This is a genomic window from Nitrospirota bacterium (assembly GCA_016212215.1).
In the GTDB taxonomy this organism is placed as follows: Bacteria; Nitrospirota; 9FT-COMBO-42-15; order HDB-SIOI813; family HDB-SIOI813; genus JACRGV01.
In genome coordinates this window covers 1-23,995 of record JACRGV010000138.1, presented here as the reverse complement: position 1 = coordinate 23,995, position 23,995 = coordinate 1, and the positions used below count along the sequence as shown (strand labels likewise).

Sequence of the window (23,995 nt, the reverse complement as noted above, 5' to 3'; positions counted from 1 at the left end):
CCCTTGAACAAAGGGGGGGATTGCCGTTGGCCATTGAGCACCAAAGGAACTTTCCCCCCCTTAACAAGGGGGGGCTTGGGGGGGTGGTTTTCATCCTCCTTTGTGAAACCTCCGTTTCATGACGGTTCATCCGAAAATCTCCATAGCTCACCTTCCCCCTAACCCCCTCCCGTCAAGGGAGGGGGGGGGGCTTGATTCAGCCTTCAGCCTTTAGTCTTCTTCTCTCTTATTTCTTACTTCTAACTTCTTGCTTCTTCCATCTCCATCACAACTTTATCCTGAATAAATTCAGTGTGAAATTTACCACCCCTCCGACAAAGAATGCAAACGGAAAAATAAATAGCACAATTGCAAGTGCTGTCTTCAGCCCGCGTTCTTTTATCATAACCATAAGGTTTGCAACACAAGGTACAAATAGTGTTATTGTTACCAGACTGACCAGTATCTGATTCGGGTTCAACTGACCTGCGGATGCAAGTGCATACAGGCCGGCGGCGCCATAATCCCTGCGTAAGAATCCGATAAGAAAAGCATCCGTTGCCTTTGACGGAAGACCAAGAAAGTTTACAACCACAGGAGATGCAAGTACCTGCATAAATTTCAGCACATTCAATTTATCGAGGGTAAATAATATCAAAGTACCTAATATAAAAAGCGGCACAGCCTCTTTCAGGTACCAGCTTATCCTTGAAAATGTCTTAAAGATAATATTTGAAAGTACAGGCATCCTGAGAGGTGGAATATCAAATACAAAATCAGACTGTTCACCTTTGATCACCATCGAGGCAATCAGCCCGACCAGAAACAGGACAAGTACAACTATAGAAATCCAGAGAAGGGTCACCAGGAATGATACCCCTCCCAACATTCCGAGTATCACCCCTAATTGGGCAGAACAAGGGACACCCAGTGCAAGGAGGAGGGTTACTAATATGCGTTCTTTTCTTGTCTCCATAATTCTCGCAGTAAGTGTCGCCATTGTGTCACAGCCCAATCCAAGTACCATTGGAAGTACAGCCTTTCCATGAAGTCCCATGAGCTTAAATATCTTGTGCACCATGATGGCGAGCCTTGGGAGATAGCCCGAGTCTTCAAGAATACCGAATGCAATAAAAAAGGTTCCCACTATAGGCAGTATTATTGCTATTGAATAAGTAAGGGCCATTGTAATTATGCCGTATTCACCGACCAGAAGGTCCTTAAAAAATGAATCTGCAATAAAAGAGGCTGTTAAGGATATAAGAAACGGATTTATATAACCGCCGAACAACCTGTTCTCCAGCAGGTCTACAAAGGTCTGTGCCCCTAATACCCCGACGAACTCATACATAAGAAAGAGCACGACAGCAAGCACAGGGATACCCCAGAGAGGGTGCATGGCCCATCTCCCAAGATGAGAATAAACAGTACTTCTATCAGTCCGGTACTTTGATATGACATCTGAAAATATCTTCTGGGTTACTTTAACCCTTCTCTGGTTGATCACATATCCAAGTGGTTCATAAAATTTTTCCTGCGTCTCCTTACGGATAGTCTCAATATTATTTAAAAGAGAGGTACTGCCTTGATTTTTAAGTCCTCCAAGCCATCTCATGATGCTTACATCCCCTGCAAGAAGCATAAGTGCAATGGAACGTCTAGATATGTTTGACATGTTTGATTCTGGAAGACAGGGTTCTAACTTTTTGATTGCATCTTCTATTATCACACCGTAATTAATATTAATAGAAGGATATTTTTTCTCAGAAAGGGCGTCCCTGATCTCTTTTAAACCTTTTTTCTCAACACCTACTGCAGGGATAACCGTTGCACTGATAGCATCCGAGAGCCTTTTCAGATCAACATCAATCCCGCGGCTCTTCGCCTCATCCCACATATTAAGTACAAGGAAAAATGGGAGCCCCATCTCTGCAAGCTGGAGGCTTATCAATAACCCCCTGTTCAGGTTCTTTGCATCAGCAACCTGTACAACAAGACTGATATTTTCACTAAGGAGTATATCCCTTGTTACAACCTCATCTTCTGACATGGGAATAAGGTTATTAACGCCGGGGGTATCTATTACAGGGGTGTCCACACCGTCCAGCACGGTTGTTCCTGATGTAATGGTTACAGTGGTACCTGAATAATTTGAGACTGTTGCATATCTGCCTGTAAGAAGGCCGAAGATAACACTCTTTCCTACATTAGGATTTCCAACTATAATAATCTTTTTATCAGCACTTACAACAGCCGTTCCGCTATCATGATTATGCATGTATAAGGTATTTTCAATTCAGCCACGCACATTGTCATATACATGGCATTTTGATACTGGTTATCACTTTCAATTAGCAACAGTTTAAATGATATGAATGGGTAAGTCAATCAAAAAATAGAGTGATGTACCTTTATCCGAAGTTCTCCATAGCCCCCCCTTCGAGAATTTATATATGTTCAATATAATAAATCATTATATTACATTGCTATTGCAATATATTTTGCTAAATATTATAATAGTAATGCAATGTATGGCCTGACTATTTATTAAATATTATGGATAAAAATAATCTAAAAGAATTAATCATTGAACACAAGTCAAAGTTTCTTGCCAAAGAAGGTCTTATAAAGCGGGACATTCAGGAAACATTGGAACGCTTCTTAAAACAAAAAGAGCTAGTCTTAATGACAGGTGTAAGGAGAAGCGGCAAGTCTTCGCTCATGAGGCTTGTTTGCGATGATATTATTAAAAAGTTTGATGTACCTTTATCTAATGTTTTATATCTGAATTTTGAAGACGAAAGATTCCTTGATTTTACAATAAAGGATTTTGAAACACTTTATGAGACATTTATAGAGATAGAAAATCCTGCGGGGAAAAAGTATTTCTTCCTCGATGAGATTCAAAATATAAATGGGTGGGAAAAATGGGTCAACAGATTATACGAATTTGAAAATATAAAATTATTTATTACAGGGTCTAATGCCGCTCTGTTAAGGTCTGAAATATCTTCTGCATTAACAGGAAGGAACAGGCAAATTATAGTGTGGCCTTTCTCATTTAAAGAGTTTCTTGCATTTAAAGGATATTTAATTAATAAAAAAAGTTTCCATATACGGGAAGAGCGGGCAGAGATTAAAAGGATATTCAGTGAATATTTTGAATCAGGCGGATTCCCTGAGGTCGTCAAGATTAATGATACATCCCTGTTGGAGCAGTATTTCAGGGACATAATTTACCGGGACGTAATAGCAAGGTATTCAATAAGAAATATCAGAGAGATAAAGGAATTAACCTTATTTCTTGCCTCAAATATTGGAACAGTACAGAGTTACAAAAAACTGAGTGATTTGATTGGTGTAAAAAGCGTAAACACAGTTAAGAATTATCTTGATGCGTTGAGCGATGTTTTTTTATTTTTCTTCATAGACTTATTTGCGTATTCAATCAAACAGCAGATATATAATCCGTCAAAGATATTCTGTATTGATACTGCCCTTTGTAATTCTATCAGTTTTAAATTTTCACAAAACCTAGGTCACCTATACGAAAATGTTGTTTTTCTGGAATTGATGAGGAGGAACAAAGAGATATTCTACTGGAAATCACCCAAAGGAAGAGAAGTTGATTTCATAGTAAAGAAGGGGTTAAAGATTGAAACGGCAATTCAGGTTACTGTGTCATTGTCGGACAAAAGGGTAAAGGACAGAGAAATAAATGCATTAGTAGATGCATCTGCAGAGCTAAAACCGTCACAACTCATTATCCTTACAGAAGATGAAGAAGGGACAGAGACAACAGCGAATAAGGAAATAAGGATTCTGCCGATTTGGAAATGGGTTTTAATAGAACTTGATTCGGAATCTCCATAACATGGAAGATTCATCCGAAAATCAACCCCATCCCCACCCTACCCCTCCCCTTGAAGGGGAGGGAATCACAACATAGCCCCCTCTCCCTCAGGGAGAGGGTTAGGGTGAGGGTGGGGTTTTCATTGCCATTTGTGAGCCACTGGCTCATAACTGTTCATCTGTATTTTCCGGGTCAACAAAGCCCTACAATACCGGATAATCCTCGGACGGTTTTACATACTTTGCAACCGCATCATACGTATTCACCACATTCAGTTTCTTAAATAAGAAATCAAGTTTAGCCTCAAGTTCATTACCAATGGACTTACGTACAGGTTCAGGCAATGTCCAGAATCTCTCTCTGAAAGGGCCGAAGCCTTTTTTGCGGGTCTTGTAAATGAACTGCTCATCGGATTCCCCTGCCTTTTTCTCCTCTGCACATTTCTCCCGCAAATAATTGTAAATCTCTTCTTTAAATGCCTGCGGAAATGCCTTGCTGTCATAGGTCATATTCTGGAAACCGGTTGCAAGATGAACCTCTGCAGTCGTTGTTTCAGGGAATCTGTGGAATGCCTCATCAGGAAGTGTAGATGCCCCATGCTGAACTGCGCCTGCCAGTCCGTATTCCTTCCTTGCTGCCTCAGATATTTTCTCAAGTGTGTCAAAGTCGAGTTTTACCTTTGCTATTGTTCCGTCAGGCAGCGGAACACCGCCGTGTGATGTACCTGTCTGCACACTTATCTTGCTGATCCCTTTTAATAAACCGCCTTTGCCGGCAAGTGTCTCAAGGTATCCTTCCATAAACACCCTGAGGTCTTCAACAGTGCTGTTCTGGCCGCCGACCTCTCCAATCTCACCGCCGACTGATATGGTTACACCTTTAGGTTCAAGCTGTCTGATATAAGCTGTAAGCTCTGCTGCTATCTCAAAATTGAGTCTCTGCTGTTCTTTCAAATCTGATTTTGAAAGGTCAACAAGTGTAGATGAATCTATATCAATGTTGTAGAACCCGGCTTCTATAGCGTCCTTAATAAGTTGTTTCAGTGTATCAATCTCTTTTGCAGGGTCCTGCTGATATTTTTTTGCATTTGCCTGAAAGTGGTCGCCCTGAATAAACAAAGGTCCTTTGTATCCTTCCTTTAAAGCCGCTGCAATCATCACCACTGCATATTCATCAGGGAACTGTTTTGTATAACCTATCTCAGACCTTGCTATCTCAAATATAAATGCACCTGAATTATTCTTAATTGCTGCCCGCACTACTGCCCTTGCAACCTCATAGCTAAGCCCGCGTATGTTTATTGCCGGAACTGAGAATCCGCTTACCTCTCCCCTGCCCATTGCATCATACAAGCCCTGTATTGATGCAGACTTAATCCCAAGTTCAAAGGCTATCGCCTTTATCAGCCGGTGTGACATTTTTAATATCTCAGCATTTTCATTAAAAACCGCATTAAAGACTAACCTGTCCAGCAAATCACCGCGAACGACATTCTCATTTACAACCTTTACCCTGCCGGCTCCAATATCTACAACACCCTTCAGTGAAACATTCAATTCATCTATATCCCTGTACCTCATAGCCCACCCCCTTGTAAGAAGTTTAAGGTTTTACTCGAAAATCTCCAAAGCTCACCCCCACCCTAACCCTCCCCCCTCAAGGGGGAGGGGATAATCTATGTACCCTCTCCCCGGCCGGGGGGGAATCATCTTATTAATCTTGCTTCTTGCTTCTTGCCTCTGACTTCTTGCTTCTAACATCAGCTCACTGAATTGCATCAGAACATTCCATCAATATTCTCAACATCAACCTCACTTAAACTCTTTACTGTCACGTCTGCTATCGTAAGCCTGTCACTGCCATAAGTATTAGTTACTGCAATGCACCTCATTCCGGCTGCAATGGCACCTTCGATCCCTGCAATGGAATCCTCGATAACAACACACTCAGCAGGTGTAATCCGCTGGTCGGAATAATTATTAAATCTCTCTAATGCCTTAATAAAACATTCAGGGTCAGGCTTGCCGTACATCACATCCTCTGCACTTACTATAAAATCAAATGCAGAGTGAAGCCCTGCCTTATGCAGAATAAATTCTATCTCATGGCGAAGTGCACCGGATGCAATTGCAAGACTAAACATATCCTTTGCCTTATTTACAAATTCCACAACACCCGGGTAAATAAAAACAGAATTTTTTATATAATCCATAAGATATTTTGTCTTTTTTTCTATCAAAGAATGAATAATTTCAGGTGAGGGTTCAATCCCATGAGCATTAAGAACTGTAGAAAAACATCCTTTATCATCCATCCCGAGATATGTCTCGTAATACTCCTGTTTAGTGATAGTAATATTAAGTTCTGAAAGGACCTGCTGAAACATCTTGAGGTGTACCGGCTCACTGTCCGTTATAATGCCGTCAAAATCAAAGATAATAGCCTTTATCATGTATGGAAGGAATATAACATGAAGTGTAATTATATTGCAATATCTCAGCAATAATCCCATTGAATGTGCCGAATAAATTTTATATAAGGCCAGTTATTAGCATTGACATTATTGTTACATTATTATTAGATAATAGAAACTTTTTTCTGAATTATATTGTGAAGAACCTTATAACAAACAATAACGAAATACTTGTCGTTGATGATGAGCCACTTATACGGGAAATCCTTGTAAGAAAGTTATCGGACACAGGATACAAGGTTACTCCGGTGGATAATGCCTTAACTGCCCTTGAGATTATGGCAGAAAAGCCTTTTCCATTGGTTCTAAGCGATATAATGATGCCCCGCATGGATGGCGTTGAGTTCCTCAAGAGCCTTAAATTGCTTCATCCTGATACGGCTGTGGTCATGATAACAGCGGTTTCAAATGTAAATATTGCAATCGAGGCATTGAGGGAAGGGGCTTATGATTATATATTAAAACCTTTCAACCTTGAAGAGATTGTCTTGAGCCTCAGAAATGCACAGGATAAGAGACGGCTCATACTGGAAAACAGGATGTATCAGAATCAATTAGAAGAGATTGTAAAAGACCAGACATCTGAAATCAGGGGTCTTCTCTCTTTAGAACAGCACAAGACCTCTGAATTAAAGAAAGCACTTGAAGAGATTCAGGTTACTTACAATACAACCCTCGAGACACTTTCCACTGCCCTTGATTACAGGGATAATGAAACCGAAGGTCACTCCCAGAGGGTTGCCGGATACAGCCTCGAAATAGCAAGTGCATTAAATCTTGGACAGCATCAGAAGGAAACTCTTTCAAGGGGGGCGATACTTCATGACATAGGGAAAATAGGGATACCCGATTCCATCCTGTTAAAACCTTCCAGATTAACCGACGCAGAGTGGGTTAAAATGAGAAAACATACAGAGTATGGATACAGGATGTTAAAGGACATACCCTTTTTGAAAGAGGCAACCACAATAGTCCTTCATCATCAGGAGAAATATGACGGAACAGGATACCCGCAGGGCTTGAAAGGAAACGACATAACCATAGGTGCAAGAATTTTCACCATTGCAGACACTTATGATGCTATGACTACCGACAGACCATACAGGAAGGCACTATCAGACAGCTTTGCAAGAAATGAAATCAAACGATGCGCAGGCACCCAGTTTGACCCTGAGATAGTTGATGCCTTCTTCACTGTCCCTCCTGAAAAGTGGCTCAGGATTAAAGCAGACGTGGACAAGCAGGTTGGGAAGATTTAACACCAATAGGGACAACGGACTTTACAACAACCCCTTATCCGCAAAGCTGAGGTACTCTCCTTCACCCATGATTATGTGATCAAGGACTTTTATGCCTATGAGTTCACCGGCGGCGATAAGCCTTTTTGTTATCTCTATGTCTTCCGGGCTTGGGGTTGGGTCACCGCTTGGGTGGTTGTGGAGAAAAATTACTGAGGCGGCAGAGTTTTTTATCGCCTGTATATATACCTCTCTCGGATGGACAATACTTGATGTCAGGCAGCCCTCTGAAACTACATAATCTGAAAATATCCTGTTTTTCCCATCCAGCATCACCAGTCTGAATATCTCCTTTTTCAGGCCATGGAAGTGTTGTATGTAATGGCGATAGACATCATATATATCTTTGCTTGATATAACCCTCCTTTTCTTGTTGAGAGGGAATGACGCAGACCTCTTACCTATCTCAAGTGCCGCCTTAATCTGACATGCCTTTGCAATACCAATCCCCTTAACAGAACACAACTCATGTACTGTCACCCCGGACATTGCCCTGAAATCACCGAAACGGTTTATCAGTTCCATGGCAAGTTCAATCGCACTCTTCCCTTCACTACCTGTCCTGAGAAGAATAGCAAGCAACTGTGCAGGCGAAAGCCGTTCAGCCCCTTCCCTAACCAGCCTCTCCCTCGGCCTCTCATCCTCCGGCCATTCGTTTATACAAACCTTTGGGTCAGTCATGTCATTCACTCGAAAATACCCCCCCACCCCCCCTTGAACAAAGGGGGGGATTCTCATTTTCCTTTGTGAATCCCTGTTTCATGACAGTTCACTCGAAATATCTCCGGCGGGGTAAGAAAACCCCGCCTATCCATTTCTATGAGGATAGGCGGGACATTCTTGTCCCGCTGATTTTCATGGCCATTTGTGAACCCTCGGTTCATGGAAGTTCACTATAAAATCTCTTCAAGTAAGCAGTGTGGTGTGCTTTATCTGCTTACTGCTACCTGCTTACTATTCTTATTACCCCTTGACCCCTTGCCCCCTATTCTTTATACTGTGGCTCATGAATAAATTCAGCCGCATATACAGGGAACTATCCATTGCACTGGATGGTTTAAAGAAGGGTGTTTTTGAAATAGCCATTACAACAAGCGAAAATACGCAGGTAGCAAAACTTCTCTACCAAATTTATGAGCTTGAGAAAAAACTCGAAAAACTATACTCCGAAATCGGGAAAACAGTATATGAACTACGTAAGCACCCTGTTGAAGAAATGCTTGAAAACCAAAACATCAGGGAGCATCTGAGCAGAATCAAGACGTTGCAACAGGATATCCTCAATCTCGAAAAAGAGATTAACCTGCTCAGAGAGGAGGGCATAAAATCAAAATTAGACGAATTAAAGCAATATATGCGGCGCGGCGGCTATACTATTGATGAACTCACCGTTGAAAAAGACTCCGAAGCCGAGGGCAAAGAGATCGGCAATCTGCTGCTTCCTCACAGGGCAATCATAATAGCTGTTATCCATCATAACATGTTAATAATCCCCGAGAACGACCTCCCCCTTATCGGGGGTGATACCGTCTTTGTTATGGCCTCAAGGGACAGGATAAAAGATGTCGCAGCAATTTTCAGCAGAGGCTGAAACAACCCCATCCCCACCCCCCGATAACTACTTCGGGTGCAAGCTCTAACCCTCCCCCATTCAATGTCGGGGAAGGAAACTTCCTCTCCCTCAGGGAGAGGATTAAGGTGAGGGTGGGGTTACATCTTGCCTCTTACTTCTAACTGTCTTTCTCCCAACCTCTCCTGCAAGGTTTCCATTAACAATCCCGGTAATGTGAACATCTACAATATTATTCATAAGGGCATTGTCGTCATAATCGCTATTCTCAGTAATCAACACCTTCAGGTAATTTCCAGTATACCCCTTGAGAAATCCTGTTACCTCATCCTTTTCATATTCTATCAGGACATCAAAAATATTTCCCGTAAATTTCCTCACAAATTCATTATGCTTTACATCTGCAAGCTTCCTGATCGCATCTCCTCTTTTTTGTTTAACATCACCTCTCACTGTTTCTTTAAGATTACATGCCGCTGTCCCGGCCCTCGGAGAATATGAGAATACGTGGAGATAGCTTACCGGAAGCTTCTCTACGAATTTAAATGTATTTTCAAAATGGTCATCTCCCTCTCCCGGGAAACCGACCATTACGTCACAGCCAATTCCGGAATCCCTTACATTCTCATTTATGTTCAATACAAGGTCTTCAAAAAAACCGGCAGTGTAGTTCCGGTTCATCATCTTCAACACCATATCATCCCCGCTCTGAAGTGGAATGTGAAAGTGTTTACAAATCCTGTCCTCTGATGCCATCAGGTTTATAAGCTCATCTGTTATCTCCCGCGGCTCTATAGAAGACAGCCTGATTCGCCGGATACCGGTTTCTGAGATTATCCTTTTTATAAGTACTGACAATGTAAGTCTGCCGGCAATATCCCTGCCGTATCCGCCGAGGTGTACCCCGCATAACACCACCTCTTTATACCCGTTGCCTTCAAACAGCTTAATCTGATTTATTACCTTATCAGGGTTTAAACTCCTGCTCCTGCCCCTCGCAAACGGTACAATGCAATAAGAACACCTGCTGTCACACCCATCCTGAACCTTCATAAATGCACGTGTATGGTTGGGGAATTTAGTAATACCCTGATTCTGCATAGAAGAGTTATCAAAGATGTCCCCGACAAAAACCTTCTCACCGACATTCCCGCTTTTAGCCCCCGTCATATCAATAGAAAATTCCCTCTCCCCATGCGGGAGAGGGTTAGGGTGAGGGGGAACAACGATATCTCCAGCATCTTTCAGTAAACTCACCAGTGAGTATTTCTCTTCATTCCCGACAACCATCGTCACACCCGGAATACCAGCAATCTCCTCAGGATTAGTCTGTGCATAACAGCCGGTAACAACTACCTGAGCATGCTTGTTACTCCTGACAGCTTTCCTGATTAACCTTCTTGATTCAGCATCCCCCTTACCTGTAACAGTACAGGTGTTCACAACATAAATATCCGCTGTATCATCAAAAGGAACGATTGTATAATCCTGCGTCCCAATAACAGCCGATTCTATAACAGCAGTATCGTATTGATTTACCTTACAGCCTAATGTGGAAAAAGCTATTCGTTTCATCCGAAAATCACCCCCCCATGCCCCCCCTTGAACAAAGGGGGGGATTGCCGTTGGCCATTGAGCACCAAAGGAACTTTCCCCCCCTTAACAAGGGGGGGCTTGGGGGGGGGTGGTTTTCATCCTCCTTTGTGAAACCTCCGTTTCATGACGGTTCATCCGAAAATCAACCCCATCCCCACCCTAACCCTCCCCTTGAAGGGGAGGGAATCAACATAGCACCCTCTCCCTCAGGGAGAGGGTCCGGGTGAGGGTGGGGTTTTCATTGCCATTTGTATGCCCGCAGCTCATGTGAATTCATCCAAAAATCCTTCTCTTAATAAACACCGTCATCATCGCTAACGTCGCCCCAATCCCGTCGGCAATTACATCCTTAATATCCGATTGCCTCGCAGGTACAAAGTACTGATGAATCTCATCGCTGATACCGTATCCAAGAATAATTAATATTGTAACAACAGCCAACAATATAAAACTCTTTCTATGCAATGTTCCATTTAGCGCCCTGAAAAGAAGCAATGCAAACAACCCATACTCTGATATGTGTGCTACCTTGTCAAAGTATCTAAAGGGATCTTTGTCTATAGGATGTGACATACTGGAGACTGTAAATACAAGCCCGGCGAAGAATATAACCGGGCCCCATAAAAAGATAAAACGTTTCATCCGAAAATCCTCTACGGCGGGGTAAGAAAACCCCGCCTATCCATATCTATGAGGATAGGCGGGACTTTCTTGTCCCGCTGATTTTCATGGCCCTTTGTGAACCCTTGGTTCATGGGAGTTCATCCGAAAATCTCCATAGCTCACCCTCCCCCTAACCCCCTCCCGTCAAGGGAGGGGGGAAAAAAATATCACCCTCCCCTTGAATGCGAAGGTACTTACGTTTGAATCTTGCTTCTGACTTCTTACTTCTTCCTTCTGCTCACAGCTCACAGCTCACTGCTCACTGTCTTTGATAACCTCTCCACTCAAAGACGCAACCGTTGCTGATGTTATTTTTACCTGTAATATATCACCAACAGACATCCCTTCCTGCCTTGGAATATGAACAATCTTATTACCTCTCGTACGTCCGGTCATATTGCCGTTCCCCTTTACACTTTCTCCTTCAATCATGATGTCAAATTCCTTACCGACACATTCTTTATTTTTAGCAAGTGTGATACGGTTCTGAAGTTCTATCACATTATTTAAACGTTCCTTCTTCACATTCAGAGGCACCTGATTATCATAACTCCTTGCAACGGTAAACGGCCTCTTTGAATATCTGAATGTAAAGGCAGCATCATATTGAATCTCTTCCAGCGCGTCAATAGTTTTATTGTAATCTTCATCACTCTCACCGGGAAACCCGGATATTATATCCGTCGTGATAGTAACATCAGGTATAGCCTCACGTAGTCTGATTATCTTTCCTTTATACTCCTGATAGGTATAATTCCTCTTCATTCTTTCGAGTATTAAATCAGAACCTGATTGAATCGGGAGATGCACATGATTGCACACCTTTGACAGTTCCCTCATTGCATATATTAACTTATCATTGAAATCTGCCGGATGAGACGTTACAAACCTTATCCTCTCAATCCCCTCAATCTCTTGTATCATTTCCAGAAGGCCGGCAAGGTCCGTCTGCCCCCTCATATCTTTTCCATAAGAATCTACGTTCTGTCCCAGCAAGGTAACCTCTTTATAGCCTGATATTGCAAGCCCCCTGATTTCATTGATGATGTCTTCCGGCTGTCTGCTTCTCTCCCTGCCGCGTGTAAAAGGGACAACACAGAATGTACAAAACTTATCACAGCCGTCAACGATATTTATGTACGCCTTAAAAGGATGGTTCCTCTGAACAGGAAGCCTATACTCATCTTCGTCCTGTAATAAAAGCCTCTTCCTGCGTCTCTCGGTCGCTACCCTGTTTTTTGACCTTGCCCTCTTCTTTTCCAGAAGGCCGGGTATATCCGAGATATTGTCAGTGCCGAACACCATGTCAACATAAGGGGCCCTTTCAACTATTCGCTTCCCTGCCTGCTGGGCAACACATCCGCCGACACCTATAACCAGTTCCGGCTTCTCCTTTTTCAGCTCATTAAGCCTTCCAAGGTCGCTGTAACACTTATCCTCTGCCTTCTCCCTGACACTGCAAGTATTCAGGATAACCATGTCCGCATTATCCGGTGAATCTGTGAGTGAATAGCCCAACCCTGACAGCACCCCGGCAATCTTCTCACTATCAAGCTCATTCATCTGACAGCCGAATGTTTTTATAAAAAGTTGTTTCAATATAAAATAACCCCATCCCCACCCCCCGATTACTACTTCGGGGGCAGGCTCTAACCCTCCCCTTGAAGGGGAGGGAATTCAAGTCGTGGTCTTTTTGTTTCTAACATCTATCTTCTATCTTCTATCTTCTATCTTCTTACTTCTTACTTCTTACTTCTGCTTACTGCTTACTGCTTACTGCTTACTGCTTACTGCTTACTAAAGTAGGTTACAATGTTTGCCATGAAATTGCAATATTGGATAAAGCAATTCCCGTGCCTACCCCTAATCTCCTTATTTTCATTTCACTAATACCTGCCGACTAACATCTTTCACTGCCATCTTAATGTGCAAAGCATAAAATAACCGCACAAATTAATGTGCAAATAATTTCTCTTTGTCTTTCAAACAGGCATGATGTAATATAATTTCTACTCATGGAAAAAGACTTCAAAATTTTACTACCCGTTTTCTTCAACTACCTAGCCGTTGAAAAGGGTCTCTCACAAAACACTCTGGAGTCATATAAAAACGACCTTACAGGTTACATCTCATTTCTGAATGAACGAGAGATAACATCACCTGATAATGTAAGCGCCGGTCTGGTGAGAGAGTTTATTATGGGTTTAATGAAGACTAAATCCCTTGCCATTTCATCAATCCAGCGGCATCTGTCTTCTGTCAGGCAGTTTCATAAATTCCTGGTACATGAAGGTGTTACTGAGAGAGACCCGATGTTAAATATAGAGACCCCGAAAGGCTGGCGCCGCCTTCCCAAGACCATCTCCATGTCAGAGGTTGAAACTTTATTAAAACAACCTGGGGAAGAGAGTCATTTAAGCATAAGAGACGGGGCAATGATAGAACTCATGTATGCAACCGGTCTGAGGGTGTCTGAACTCGTGAACCTCAAATACAACAATATCAACCTTGAGATAGGGTTCATCACTACATCAGGCAAGGGCGGAAAGGAGCGTGTTGTGCCTATGGGGGAATATGCACTTGAGAGGTTAAAACAATATATAGAAAGGTCAAGGCCGGCGATACTTAAAGGACGCTCATCTTCTTATGTATTTATCTCGTCATTGGGAAGGGGGGGAAGGGGGCTTACAAGGCAAACCTTCTGGATGGTTATTAAGAAATATGCCCGGATGGCAGGGATCAATCAGGACATATCCCCTCATTCCCTGAGGCACTCCTTTGCAACCCACCTTCTTGAGCGCGGGGCAGACCTCCGTTCAGTACAGATAATGTTAGGCCACTCGGACATATCCACGACACAGATATACACCCACATCACCAGGGAGCGGCTGAAGAAGATACATGCAGAGTGCCACCCAAGGCCGTAGTGAGTTTTGTACATAATAATGTAATAGGATAGCAACGGCTTTCCCAGCTTCAATACGAATAATAAAATTCCTTGTAAATCACAACGTTCTTTGTATAATATCGTCTATGATACAAAAGGTTTAAATAGCACCTAAAAGAAAAATGAAAAACTATTCAAAAGAAACAGATGCACGGATAATAATTGATGACCTTCTCCGTAAGGTTGGGTGGGACCCTTCAGATAAATCTCAGGTTCTAACTGAAATAACAGCCCATGGATTAAATGAAACTATAACTGAAAAAACCCCGCCTTATAAAAATGCAAAAGATGGAGATGTTATCCCAACCGGCCGGGCTGATTATGTACTACAATCAACCTATGGGCGCCCCCTCGCCATAATAGAGGCGAAGAGATCAGCAATACACCCGTACACAGCAAAACAACAGGCCCTTCCACTTGCAAAAAAGATGGGCGCACCTTTCATCTTCCTGACGAATGGTGAGCTTATCTATTTCTGGGACTATACTAATGATGATGCCCGTATTGTCAATTCATTCTACTCCCGCCGTGATCTTGAAAGACTGCTACATCTGAGAGAAGAGAAAAGGCCATTGGCCTTGATACAGATTCCTGATTATTACAGCAGGCAAGGCGAACAGCGAATAGTCCGGCCTTATCAACAAGAGGCGATGAAGGCCTTTGACCATGTAGTTGAACTTGGGAAGCGGCGATTTCTAATGGAACTTCCTACAGGAACAGGCAAGACAGACCTTGTTTGTCTCTATCTGAAACGGCTGTTTGAGGCAGGTCAGGCAGAACGGGTTCTTTTTCTGGTAGATCGTGAACAGCTTGCAAAACAGGCAGTAGAGGCCATGCAGGATATTCTTACCCAGCATGGGAGTTACTGGCTTAAACCGGGAATGATGCGGCAGGAGCAACAGATCACAGTATGCCTCCTCCAGACAATGATCGGAAGATATGAGGAATTCAGCAGCGGGTATTTTGATGTGGTTATTGCAGATGAATGCCACCGCTCAATCTACGGTTCCTGGCAGACCGCACTAACGCATTTCGATGCCTTTCATATAGGACTGACGGCTACACCAGCCGCGTATATAGAACGTAACACCTTTAACTTTTATTTGTGTCAGGAAGGCGTGCCTGATTTTACATATCCCATCCATGAAGCATTTCAACAAGCTTTTCTTGCACCATACAAATTTGCTGAGGGTATCACCGAGTTTATAGCAGAGGGTGTTAATGTTGAGGAAGAGCATTATGATCCAGCAGAATTTGAGCGACAGTGGACTAACGAAGATACCAATAAAAAAATGATGAAAGAGTTTGACCGCCTTGCATGGGAGAATTATAAAGAGCTTGCATCTAAACAGAAGGTTGGCCCGGGCAAGGCAATAGTCTTTGCCATAACAAAACATCATGCTGCCAGGCTGACTCATTACCTTAATGAGCTGCATCCGGAACATAAAGGACATTATGCAGAGGTAATAACCTCTGACGTAGCAAATGCTGATGCCCTTATAAGGAGATTCAAATACGAAGAATATCCCATGATTGCAGTTAGTGTTGATATGCTCACCACAGGGTTTGATTGTAGAGAGGTACTTCATTTGGTTATGTGCCGTAAGGTCAGAAGCCCGATTCTGTATCAGCAGATCAGGGGGCGCGGTACCCGTACAGCCCCGCACATTAACAAGAAAAAGTTCATCATCTACGATTTTTTCAGAAACCGTGAATACTTCAATGACAGCGATACAGATATTTTTACAGGCTCAGGAAGCGGTCATGCTGCCATATCAGCACCTGCATCTCAATGTAAGCCGCACCGTGATCTCATAGAGCTTGGCCTTGAGGACGAATGGCTTGAGGCAGTCAACTATGTAGAGATTGGACCGGCTGGAGAACGCATTGATAAGAAAGAGTATATAACCAACTGGGAAAAGGCTGTAAGGACATCATCTAATACTGATGAAATCCTTAAAAAGATCAGGACAGAAGAGGAACTAACCCCAGAGGAAGAACAGAATCTTTCAGACAGATTGAATCGCCCTGAAATGTTTTTTAATGAGGAAAACCTCCGCAGGGCATATAAAAGGCCCGGCGGAACGCTTATAGACTTTATTCGTGCTGCCCTCGGCAGCTTAAGGTTAAAGAGCCGTGAAGAGGAACTCACAGATAATTTCCATGCATGGCTTGTAACAAAGAACCTTACTCCTGAACAATCGCAATATCTCTCCCTGCTCAAGAACAGGGGGATTGTCAAAGGAAAGGTTGACCTGAATGATCTTTTCCAGCCGCCGTTGTCAATTCTGAATGCCGCACGGCTGGGCATAGAACTCTTTGGGGAAAAGAGCCTCAAAGAAATTATTGAAGACATGAACACATCCATCTTTATAAAGAAGACCGCTTGAGATTGGAGAATAGATGAATCAGGAAGTGAGAAGAAAACTTGATCGTATAACTGACACCCTATGGGCAGGCGGTGTTACCAATCCTGTTACCTACATTGAACAGCTTTCATATCTTGTCTATCTGAAACTGCTTGACGAAGAGGAGGTAAACAGGGAACTTCAGACGAAACTCACCGGAGAGAACGGTAATGCAAGGCTACTTTTCCCAAAGCAGGCGGAACGTTATCGCTGGTCAAAGTGGCGGTTCAAAAGCGGGACAGACCTTCGTGATTTTGTCCGTGATGATGTTTTTCCTTACATGGCCTCATTAGTAAGAGAGAACCCTCAGATTGCTGATTACTTCAGGGATGCAGTTCTTGAGATTATTGACCCCAATGTACTGAAACAGGTAATAGATGAAATTGATGCGATTGATTTCGGCAAGCTTGGTACTGATGTTAAGGGTGATATTTTTGAGTACCTGTTAACTCACCTTGGTCAGTCAGCATTGAACGGACAGTTCAGGACACCAAGACAGGTCAGGACTATGATGGTTGAGATGGTTGACCCTGATCTTGGGGATACCATTTATGACCCTGCCTGTGGAACCGGTGGTTTCCTGATTGATGCTGTGGAATACATACTTGCCAAGTATTCGAGCGAACCTAAAGAAACACCTGTCTATGGTGAAGAATGGCTTGAGAAACGTAATCAGACAATAGAGGAGGCGAAGTCTGCTATACCGAACCTTCAGACCTACAAGAAAGGGCCTGGCGAGAAGATACCGGACTGGGGCCTGCTTGAAAACGCAATCCACGGTATAGATGTCTCCCGTCAGATGATGAGGATTTCCATGATGAACCTCGTCCTCCATGGCATCAGGAACGCCCATGTAAAGAGGGCTAATACCCTTTCAGAACTTGGCGGGTTTACAGATGAAGACCTTCGCCGCAAATACAAGGTCATCCTTTCAAATCCACCATTTGCAGGAGTTTTACCGAAAGAATCAATCCGTAAAGACCTGCCTACAAACTCAAAGAAGAGCGAACTCCTTTTCCTCGGTGTAATGATGGAGGCGCTTACCCCGGGCGGACGCTGTGCAGTTGTTGTGCCTGAGGGACTTCTGTTTGGTTCAACCAATGCCCACGTAGAGTTAAGGAAGAAACTCGTTGAAGATTTTGAACTCCTTGCAGTCGTGTCATTACCTGCGGGTATCTTCAAGCCTTACGCAGGAGTCAAGACAGCTATACTTGTCTTCAGAAAGCCCGTAAATTCATCTTCAAATCCTACCTCGTTAAAGAAGGGGGGCGAGATGCGAATTGTCTGGTTCTACGAAATAACTAACGATGGCTATGACCCTGACAAAATTACCGGCGGCGGCCGTCCTGAGACCCCGGAAAAGAACAATATCCCTGACTTGCTTCAACAGTGGAAGACATATAGAGGATCCGGATTCAGAAATCCTCCGGGTGTTGAGGCAGGTGCCGTTATTGACCCTGACTCAGAAGCGTCCCGATGCTGGTGGGCCAATACCGACCTAATTGCTGAGAATGGCTATAACCTTGCTGCCGGAAGATACAAGCCGCAGATGGGACAGAAGCCGCCGGATGAAGACCCTGCTGAACTCATTCAAGAGGTTCTGCTTATTGAAAAGGAAATAACTGAAGGTCTTGAAAGGCTTTTGAAGGAATTGGAGACGGCAGAATGAAGTGGCGTGAAGTCAAGATATCGTTATTCTGCCAGACTGGGAGCGGCGGTACCCCCTTCACGCAAGATAAGGCTATTTATTATGGTGGCGATATTCCGTGGGTTAAGTCCGGTGAGCTCAAAGATGATATTTTGCTTTCTACAGAGGAAAGCATTACCGAAAAAGGTCTGGAGGAATCCTCGGCGAAATGGGTTCCTTCAGGTGCTGTGTTGATAGCTATGTACGGGGCAACAGTGGGAAGAACAGCATTTCTTGGGATAGATGCAGCAACCAATCAGGCAGTATGCAGTGTAGTTCCAGACCCAAAGGTTGCCTACAACAAATATGTGTGGTATGCACTTCGAACCAAGGTTACTGAATTTCTTTCACGACGTGTAGGAGGAGCACAACCCAATATAAATCAGAAAATTATCAGAGACACCCAAGTTGTATTGCCCACTATCTCTGAGCAACGTCGCATTGTAGAAATCCTTGACCAGGCAGATATACTGCGAAAGAAACGTGCTGAGGCAGATGCCAAAGCAGAACAAATCCTGCCGGCACTTTTTTATAAGAGGTTCGGAGACCCTGCAATCAACATAAATATATCGAAGCATACTTCAATCAGGGCAGTAGTATCTAAGATCGAACGCAGAGACCCTTCCGATAGTCCAGATACTCCTTTCAAGTATATTGATATTGCAGGTATTGATGGCACTAAGGGAAGGATTGCTCAAATTAAGACACTATATGGAGTAGATGCACCAGGCAGAGCTCGTCAAATAGTAAAAACAAATGACGTACTCATATCTACTGTAAGGCCTTATTTGAGGGCCACCGCTCTTGTTCCTGCCGGTTTAGATGATCAAATATGTAGCACTGGTTTTTGCGTCTTAAGAGCAAAGAATGGTATTGGCTTTGGGTATTTGTATACGCTAAGTCGGCTTGAATGGTTTACAAAACGACTTAACGAGAGTGCAAGAGGGGCATCATATCCAGCCGTAACTGATAATGACATACTTGATTTGCAGGTTCCTTATCCTTCAGACAAAAACATTCTGACCAAATGTGATGGGTTAGTATCACAATTGAATGCAATAGAAGAGAAACGGCTTTTACTAATAGACAAACTTGATAATCTTTTTGATTTGCTTTTGGTAAAAGCCTTTTCCGGTGACCTCACTGCCAAATGGCGTGAGACGCACATGAAGGAGCTTTTGGCAGAGATGGAAGAACAGACAAAATATTTAGAGCTGTCAAGAATGGAGAACGTATGATAACAAAACTAAGCTTAGGAAATTTCAAGTCTTTTGCTGAAACACAGGAAATACCAATAAAGCCTTTGACCTTGATTTTTGGTGCCAATAGTGCAGGGAAATCCAGCTTAATCCACGGGATTGCCCTTGCCCATCATGTTATTGCAACTGGCGACCTTGATGTTTACAGTACATCTATAGGCGGAGAGGCAATAGACCTGGGCGGATTCAGGCAATATGTACACAGGCGGAACAAGGACCTTAATGTAGAATGGGCTGTGGAGCTTGATGTAAGCAGACTTTCGGGTAGAACTGCTGAACTTATGGCATCAGTTAAAACAATTACCATTACTATCATATTTGGCATTTTCTCGCCAGAAGGAACCATACAATCTGAATTAGAGCATGAAAAGCCTGATGAGGAACTTCTTGAAAAAATAAACAGGAAACTAAACGAACTTGACAAGAGAGACTTGAAGGCAATAAAAGATATGCTTATTCGTGAAGTACCATCAATTCGGACATGTGAAATAACCGGAGATGGGCAAATGCTCTTTCGCCTGAGCCGCCGCAATGATGGCCGCTACAGGTTTGACAGGCTGGAACCGGAACACCCTGTTTTAAGAGAAATCTTCAAGGCTATCGTTGAAGTTTATACAACCTCAACCACCCTTTCTGAAAGTGATTATGAAGGATTCAGGGAGTCAGTTACTGATCTTTTAAGAGAACTTACAGTAAAGATTGATAAATTCCTGCCAAGGTGTTTACTGAAAAACGGCAACCCTTTGGACGCAAAACCATCTTTCTTAGCCGCTATACGTAAGGGAACACGGAAAGATAATTTGGCTGAAGCCACAAAGAATTTTCTACCAATTATTTTGAATGAATTGATTCAGGGGCTGAGCGAAATGACCGAGGCTGAGATAAACCGGTTTCAATATCTGGGACCATTACGATCGTATCCTTCGCGGCACATAGCTTTTTCTCAGCATGAGGACATAAACTGGTTTGCGGGCGGTGGCTATGCTTGGGATGTCATCAGAAGAGAGTTCAAAATCCGAAAGAAGGTCAATGCTTGGCTTGGCAATAAAGATAAGCTAAGCACACCATATGAATTGGTTGTACGTAACTTATTGACGATTGATGACCTTGATAAAGATTATACAAAAATTATAGAGGACTTAGAGGAAAGGTTCACCACTCCGTATGACGAGACTGTTTCGTCTGATGACTTGTTTGGAGAAATATATGAAGCAATGAATCGCCTGAAAGATTATGAATCAAATATTTCTGATGTACAGGAACTCAACCTTATTGACCTCCGCTCTAATACGATTGTCTCGCACCGTGACGTAGGGATAGGAATTAGCCAAGTATTACCTGTCCTTGTTGGAGCCTATGCATCCAAAAATAAAATCATTGCTATCGAACAACCTGAAATCCACCTCCACCCTGCATTGCAGGCAGAGATGGGTGATGTCTTTATTGAATCTGCTCTTGGGAAAAACAAGAACACCTTTATTCTTGAAACTCACAGTGAACACCTTATCCTTCGCATATTAAGACGGATACGAGAAACTTCGAGAGGGAAAAATGATAAAACTGCTCAAATAAGACCCGAAAATGTGACACTCCTTTATGTTGGTGCCAGTCAGCAAGGCTCTTCAGTACAGGAATTAAGAATTAATGAAGACGGACGGCTTCTTGATCATTGTCCTGGAGGATTTTTTGAAGAGGGCTTTGAGGAGCTTTTTTAACTATGTTTTTCTATGTCTATTTAGATCCTGAAGTTTTTGATGTAGCTACTGAAGAAGGTACTTTTGCCATGCAATCATTAATAGGAATCTTACGAGGTTTTGTTCAAAACTGCTTTATAGCTGAATTCGAAGACTATCGTGTTCAGGAAGCTATCAAAGAAAAGGTCAACAAAATTGTAGATGATAACGACCGAAAGGCTATAAAGGAACTTCTGAAAATTATGAAAAAAAGGAATCGGTTTATTTATTGTTTGATACCGGACTATGCCGGAGAGAAAAGTGATTTAGAAAAAGTTTATGAACAGGCCGCAGCATCCTATATAGATATTCTTTTGTTAAAAAGTGCCCCCCTTGGAACAGGAATTCCAAGCGAAATAAAAACAGCAACCTTATTAAACTATCAACATACTAACTTTGAAAATGGCAGGGCTTCTTACGCATGTAATGGAGTAACTCTAAAAGAAGGTGAAATATACGAAGATGCTTTTCTTGATCAAAACTTTAAGAAAGCACTACGATATGCCTCAACTATTGAGATTTGCGACAAGCTTTATGGGCCTTATTTTAGTGCGAATTTTATATATTCTACTAAAAACCTTTTTGAATGGCTTGAAAAGATATTGTTTGCCCCTGAGAAATGCAAAATAGTTTTTCATTGTCAAAAACCAGAAGGCAAGACCGATAGTTTTATGAAAGATCAAATAGGGGGCTTTAAGAGGGGGAGAATAACTGGAATAGATGTTGTATTACAATTTTATGAGCTATTAAATGAAAATAATTGTTTACCACATGATCGTTACATCTTGACTGATCAAATCGCTGTAGATTTTGGGCGAGGGATGGATTTCCTGAATCAATTAACACATCAAAACAGAGATATAACTATCAACATAAACGACTTGAATCAAGTAAGTTCTCTTTTGGAGAGCTATAGAGCGGGGCGGCTTTCTCCTGTAATTATTTAGGAGTCATTAATAAGTCGGAAGTAAAGCAAATTTATGACAAAATTAAAGAAGACCCAAATATATTTATTGATATTGGAGGTGCAATATGTCATTAAAAAATATCCAAATATCATTCCCCTCTGATGTACTTGATGCTCTCGCAACCACATATCAGGATAGCGCAGACTTAATAAGAGAGGCGGCTGTTCTTGAACTGTACCGGGAAGGTAGGCTGTCAAGCGGGAAGGCTGCAGAAATATTTAATATGGAACGATTTGAATTTATACGATATGCCGGGATGAAAGGTATACCATTCATAAGAATATCACCGGAAGATCTCAGGGAAGAGGTAAAACTTCTGGAAGGAGTGGAAGCGAAATAGAAATAAAGGGAGGAGAATATAAATTGCTCGACGAGAAAAAGATTTACGAATTGCGTGACAGGATAATCCAAGAATTTCATCCGGAGCGGATTATCCTTTTCGGCTCTTATGCCTATGGTAAGCCTTCAGAAGATTCTGATGTGGATATTCTTGTAATTTTACAATTCGCCGGATCCGGCCTGCGAAAAACCTCAGAGATCCTGAGAAAAATCAGACCTCGCATACCTGTCGATCTGTTAGTTAAAACACCGGAGGATGTCCGTCAACGTATTGAATGGAATGATTTCTTTCTGAAGGAAATTCTCCAAAAAGGAAAGGTAATATATGAAGCCGCTCACCCGTGAATGGATAGAAAAGGCCGAGGGAGATTTTGCCACCGCGGGGAGAGAGATACGGGCACGGAAAAGACCCAACTACGATGCTGTTTGCTTTCATGCACAGCAGTGCTCAGAGAAATTTCTCAAGGCAATTTTACAGGAACAGGATATCCCTTTCGGTAAAACGCATAACTTGATCATCCTCTTAGAACTTATAATTCCGGCTCAACCATCATTGGAATTATTGAGACCATCTCTTGAGATTCTAACCGGTTTTGGAGTCCATGTCCGATATCCCGGTGAATCAGCAGACAAAGCAACAGCGAGAGAGGCACTTACTCATTGCCGTGTTATCCGCTTTGAGGCAAGAAGGCTTCTTGGATTGGAGGAGGAATGAAGTGGCCTAAAGTCAGCTTGAAGCAGATTCTTACTTTAGAATATGGCTCTGCACTTAAAGAGAGCACTCGTAATGATGAAGGGAAGTTCCCGGTAATAGGATCAAAAGGTGTTGTAGGATACCACGATAAACCGCTTGTTGGTGGTCATGTGAATTGAAAAAGCACAGGTATTACCTATCTGAGGGTCTTTATAAGGAGGCACTTATCCTTGCAGATGAAATATAATATACACGCACATCACAAGGGAGCGGCTGAAGAATATCCATGCAAAACACCACCCAAGGCCGTAGTCCTCTAATAAGTATTTGAATAGCAATTTTCCACTATAAGATCCCCATAAGATGTACCCTTGCTTAGAATTGGCTAATGGTAACCCTTCAGTGAGGCGTGGGAACCCGGTCGTGGGGTAAGCCTCCTTTCCAATATTATGGGGGTTGTATGTACTATAGGTTTGATGGCGGTGAAGTCCCTGAAGGGAAGAGAAGTTTGAAGGGATCGAGGGTCAT

The 23,995-nt window shown here is 42.6% G+C and carries 21 protein-coding genes; 13 read left to right on the top strand and 8 right to left on the bottom strand.

All coding sequences use genetic code 11. From position 1 onward, the window contains the following. Nucleotides 1–265: 265 nt before the first annotated feature. Nucleotides 266–2,257: a ferrous iron transport protein B gene (feoB, locus tag HZA08_12700; GenBank protein MBI5194282.1), complete on the bottom strand. Its 1,992-nt coding sequence runs from the start codon at nucleotides 2,255–2,257 to the stop codon at nucleotides 266–268. Between the two features lie 278 nt (nucleotides 2,258–2,535). On the opposite strand from feoB, the gene HZA08_12695 reads away from it, so the two are divergent. Further along, nucleotides 2,536–3,852, top strand: a complete 1,317-nt coding sequence (locus tag HZA08_12695; GenBank protein MBI5194281.1) for an ATP-binding protein — start codon at nucleotides 2,536–2,538, stop codon at nucleotides 3,850–3,852. A gap of 183 nt (nucleotides 3,853–4,035) precedes the next feature. On the opposite strand, the gene HZA08_12690 is transcribed toward HZA08_12695, so the two are convergent. Next, nucleotides 4,036–5,412, bottom strand: a complete 1,377-nt coding sequence (locus HZA08_12690; GenBank protein ID MBI5194280.1) for a class II fructose-bisphosphate aldolase — start codon at nucleotides 5,410–5,412, stop codon at nucleotides 4,036–4,038. Nucleotides 5,413–5,609: 197 nt separating this feature from the next. Continuing rightward, a complete protein-coding gene (locus HZA08_12685) occupies nucleotides 5,610–6,344 on the bottom strand; it encodes an HAD family phosphatase (protein ID MBI5194279.1) in 735 nt (244 codons plus the stop codon). 98 nt (nucleotides 6,345–6,442) lie between these two features. On the opposite strand from HZA08_12685, the gene HZA08_12680 reads away from it, so the two are divergent. Beyond that, complete coding sequence (locus tag HZA08_12680) at nucleotides 6,443–7,564, top strand: response regulator (protein ID MBI5194278.1); 1,122 nt, start codon at nucleotides 6,443–6,445, stop codon at nucleotides 7,562–7,564. A 21-nt stretch (nucleotides 7,565–7,585) separates the two neighbouring features. Here the strand turns inward: HZA08_12680 and radC are convergent, their stop codons facing one another. Both radC and HZA08_12670 read right to left on the bottom strand, forming a co-directional pair. Continuing rightward, nucleotides 7,586–8,284 (bottom strand): DNA repair protein RadC, encoded by a 699-nt coding sequence (gene radC, locus HZA08_12675; GenBank protein MBI5194277.1) that lies wholly within the window; start codon nucleotides 8,282–8,284, stop codon nucleotides 7,586–7,588. 53 nt (nucleotides 8,285–8,337) lie between these two features. Beyond that, nucleotides 8,338–8,487: a hypothetical protein gene (locus HZA08_12670; GenBank protein MBI5194276.1), complete on the bottom strand. Its 150-nt coding sequence runs from the start codon at nucleotides 8,485–8,487 to the stop codon at nucleotides 8,338–8,340. 122 nt (nucleotides 8,488–8,609) lie between these two features. Between HZA08_12670 and HZA08_12665 the strand changes: the two genes are divergently transcribed. Beyond that, nucleotides 8,610–9,194: a hypothetical protein gene (locus HZA08_12665; protein MBI5194275.1), complete on the top strand. Its 585-nt coding sequence runs from the start codon at nucleotides 8,610–8,612 to the stop codon at nucleotides 9,192–9,194. A 102-nt stretch (nucleotides 9,195–9,296) separates the two neighbouring features. Here HZA08_12665 and mtaB read toward each other — a convergent pair whose 3' ends face one another. The 3 genes from mtaB to miaB form a co-directional block, all read right to left on the bottom strand. Then, nucleotides 9,297–10,748 (bottom strand): tRNA (N(6)-L-threonylcarbamoyladenosine(37)-C(2))-methylthiotransferase MtaB, encoded by a 1,452-nt coding sequence (gene mtaB, locus HZA08_12660; GenBank protein MBI5194274.1) that lies wholly within the window; start codon nucleotides 10,746–10,748, stop codon nucleotides 9,297–9,299. Between the two features lie 294 nt (nucleotides 10,749–11,042). Continuing rightward, a complete protein-coding gene (gene vanZ, locus HZA08_12655; protein MBI5194273.1) occupies nucleotides 11,043–11,411 on the bottom strand; it encodes a VanZ family protein in 369 nt (122 codons plus the stop codon). A 273-nt stretch (nucleotides 11,412–11,684) separates the two neighbouring features. Then, a complete protein-coding gene (gene miaB, locus HZA08_12650) occupies nucleotides 11,685–13,031 on the bottom strand; it encodes a tRNA (N6-isopentenyl adenosine(37)-C2)-methylthiotransferase MiaB (GenBank protein MBI5194272.1) in 1,347 nt (448 codons plus the stop codon). A 416-nt stretch (nucleotides 13,032–13,447) separates the two neighbouring features. On the opposite strand from miaB, the gene xerD reads away from it, so the two are divergent. The 10 genes from xerD (at nucleotide 13,448) to HZA08_12600 (ending at nucleotide 23,646) form a co-directional block, all read left to right on the top strand. After that, a complete protein-coding gene (xerD, locus tag HZA08_12645) occupies nucleotides 13,448–14,359 on the top strand; it encodes a site-specific tyrosine recombinase XerD (GenBank protein ID MBI5194271.1) in 912 nt (303 codons plus the stop codon). Between the two features lie 142 nt (nucleotides 14,360–14,501). Continuing rightward, on the top strand, nucleotides 14,502–16,769 hold the full coding sequence (locus tag HZA08_12640) for a DEAD/DEAH box helicase family protein (protein MBI5194270.1): 2,268 nt from the start codon (nucleotides 14,502–14,504) through the stop codon (nucleotides 16,767–16,769). A gap of 13 nt (nucleotides 16,770–16,782) precedes the next feature. Beyond that, complete coding sequence (locus HZA08_12635) at nucleotides 16,783–18,456, top strand: SAM-dependent DNA methyltransferase (GenBank protein ID MBI5194269.1); 1,674 nt, start codon at nucleotides 16,783–16,785, stop codon at nucleotides 18,454–18,456. Then, nucleotides 18,453–19,712 (top strand): restriction endonuclease subunit S, encoded by a 1,260-nt coding sequence (locus HZA08_12630; protein MBI5194268.1) that lies wholly within the window; start codon nucleotides 18,453–18,455, stop codon nucleotides 19,710–19,712. The genes HZA08_12635 and HZA08_12630 overlap by 4 nt, the downstream gene beginning before the upstream one ends. Then, complete coding sequence (locus tag HZA08_12625; GenBank protein ID MBI5194267.1) at nucleotides 19,709–21,448, top strand: AAA family ATPase; 1,740 nt, start codon at nucleotides 19,709–19,711, stop codon at nucleotides 21,446–21,448. The genes HZA08_12630 and HZA08_12625 overlap by 4 nt, the downstream gene beginning before the upstream one ends. A 2-nt stretch (nucleotides 21,449–21,450) precedes the next feature. Next, nucleotides 21,451–22,413, top strand: coding sequence for a hypothetical protein (locus HZA08_12620; protein ID MBI5194266.1), 963 nt, complete (start codon nucleotides 21,451–21,453; stop codon nucleotides 22,411–22,413). An 85-nt stretch (nucleotides 22,414–22,498) separates the two neighbouring features. Further along, nucleotides 22,499–22,774, top strand: a complete 276-nt coding sequence (locus HZA08_12615; protein ID MBI5194265.1) for a UPF0175 family protein — start codon at nucleotides 22,499–22,501, stop codon at nucleotides 22,772–22,774. A gap of 23 nt (nucleotides 22,775–22,797) precedes the next feature. Continuing rightward, on the top strand, nucleotides 22,798–23,118 hold the full coding sequence (locus HZA08_12610) for a nucleotidyltransferase domain-containing protein (protein MBI5194264.1): 321 nt from the start codon (nucleotides 22,798–22,800) through the stop codon (nucleotides 23,116–23,118). Then, nucleotides 23,099–23,488, top strand: coding sequence for a HEPN domain-containing protein (locus HZA08_12605; protein ID MBI5194263.1), 390 nt, complete (start codon nucleotides 23,099–23,101; stop codon nucleotides 23,486–23,488). Before HZA08_12610 ends, HZA08_12605 begins: the two co-directional genes overlap by 20 nt. Further along, on the top strand, nucleotides 23,485–23,646 hold the full coding sequence (locus HZA08_12600) for a hypothetical protein (GenBank protein ID MBI5194262.1): 162 nt from the start codon (nucleotides 23,485–23,487) through the stop codon (nucleotides 23,644–23,646). Before HZA08_12605 ends, HZA08_12600 begins: the two co-directional genes overlap by 4 nt. Nucleotides 23,647–23,995: the final 349 nt, after the last annotated feature.

Bases quoted from the DNA above. Each gene is read 5' to 3' on its own strand.
- HZA08_12665 (MBI5194275.1), top strand. From the start codon at position 8,610: ATGAATAAATTCAGCCGCATATACAGGGAACTATCCATTGCACTGGAT.
- mtaB (MBI5194274.1), bottom strand. From the start codon at position 10,748: ATGAAACGAATAGCTTTTTCCACATTAGGCTGTAAGGTAAATCAATAC.
- HZA08_12620 (MBI5194266.1), top strand. From the start codon at position 21,451: ATGTTTTTCTATGTCTATTTAGATCCTGAAGTTTTTGATGTAGCTACT.
- HZA08_12600 (MBI5194262.1), top strand. From the start codon at position 23,485: ATGAAGTGGCCTAAAGTCAGCTTGAAGCAGATTCTTACTTTAGAATAT.
- HZA08_12635 (MBI5194269.1), top strand. From the start codon at position 16,783: ATGAATCAGGAAGTGAGAAGAAAACTTGATCGTATAACTGACACCCTA.
- xerD (MBI5194271.1), top strand. From the start codon at position 13,448: ATGGAAAAAGACTTCAAAATTTTACTACCCGTTTTCTTCAACTACCTA.
- HZA08_12670 (MBI5194276.1), bottom strand. From the start codon at position 8,487: ATGAACCGAGGGTTCACAAATGGCCATGAAAATCAGCGGGACAAGAAT.
- radC (MBI5194277.1), bottom strand. From the start codon at position 8,284: ATGACTGACCCAAAGGTTTGTATAAACGAATGGCCGGAGGATGAGAGG.
- HZA08_12615 (MBI5194265.1), top strand. From the start codon at position 22,499: ATGTCATTAAAAAATATCCAAATATCATTCCCCTCTGATGTACTTGAT.
- HZA08_12630 (MBI5194268.1), top strand. From the start codon at position 18,453: ATGAAGTGGCGTGAAGTCAAGATATCGTTATTCTGCCAGACTGGGAGC.
- HZA08_12625 (MBI5194267.1), top strand. From the start codon at position 19,709: ATGATAACAAAACTAAGCTTAGGAAATTTCAAGTCTTTTGCTGAAACA.
- feoB (MBI5194282.1), bottom strand. From the start codon at position 2,257: ATGCATAATCATGATAGCGGAACGGCTGTTGTAAGTGCTGATAAAAAG.
- vanZ (MBI5194273.1), bottom strand. From the start codon at position 11,411: ATGAAACGTTTTATCTTTTTATGGGGCCCGGTTATATTCTTCGCCGGG.
- HZA08_12605 (MBI5194263.1), top strand. From the start codon at position 23,099: ATGAAGCCGCTCACCCGTGAATGGATAGAAAAGGCCGAGGGAGATTTT.
- HZA08_12685 (MBI5194279.1), bottom strand. From the start codon at position 6,344: ATGGGATTATTGCTGAGATATTGCAATATAATTACACTTCATGTTATA.
- HZA08_12640 (MBI5194270.1), top strand. From the start codon at position 14,502: ATGAAAAACTATTCAAAAGAAACAGATGCACGGATAATAATTGATGAC.
- HZA08_12695 (MBI5194281.1), top strand. From the start codon at position 2,536: ATGGATAAAAATAATCTAAAAGAATTAATCATTGAACACAAGTCAAAG.
- HZA08_12690 (MBI5194280.1), bottom strand. From the start codon at position 5,412: ATGAGGTACAGGGATATAGATGAATTGAATGTTTCACTGAAGGGTGTT.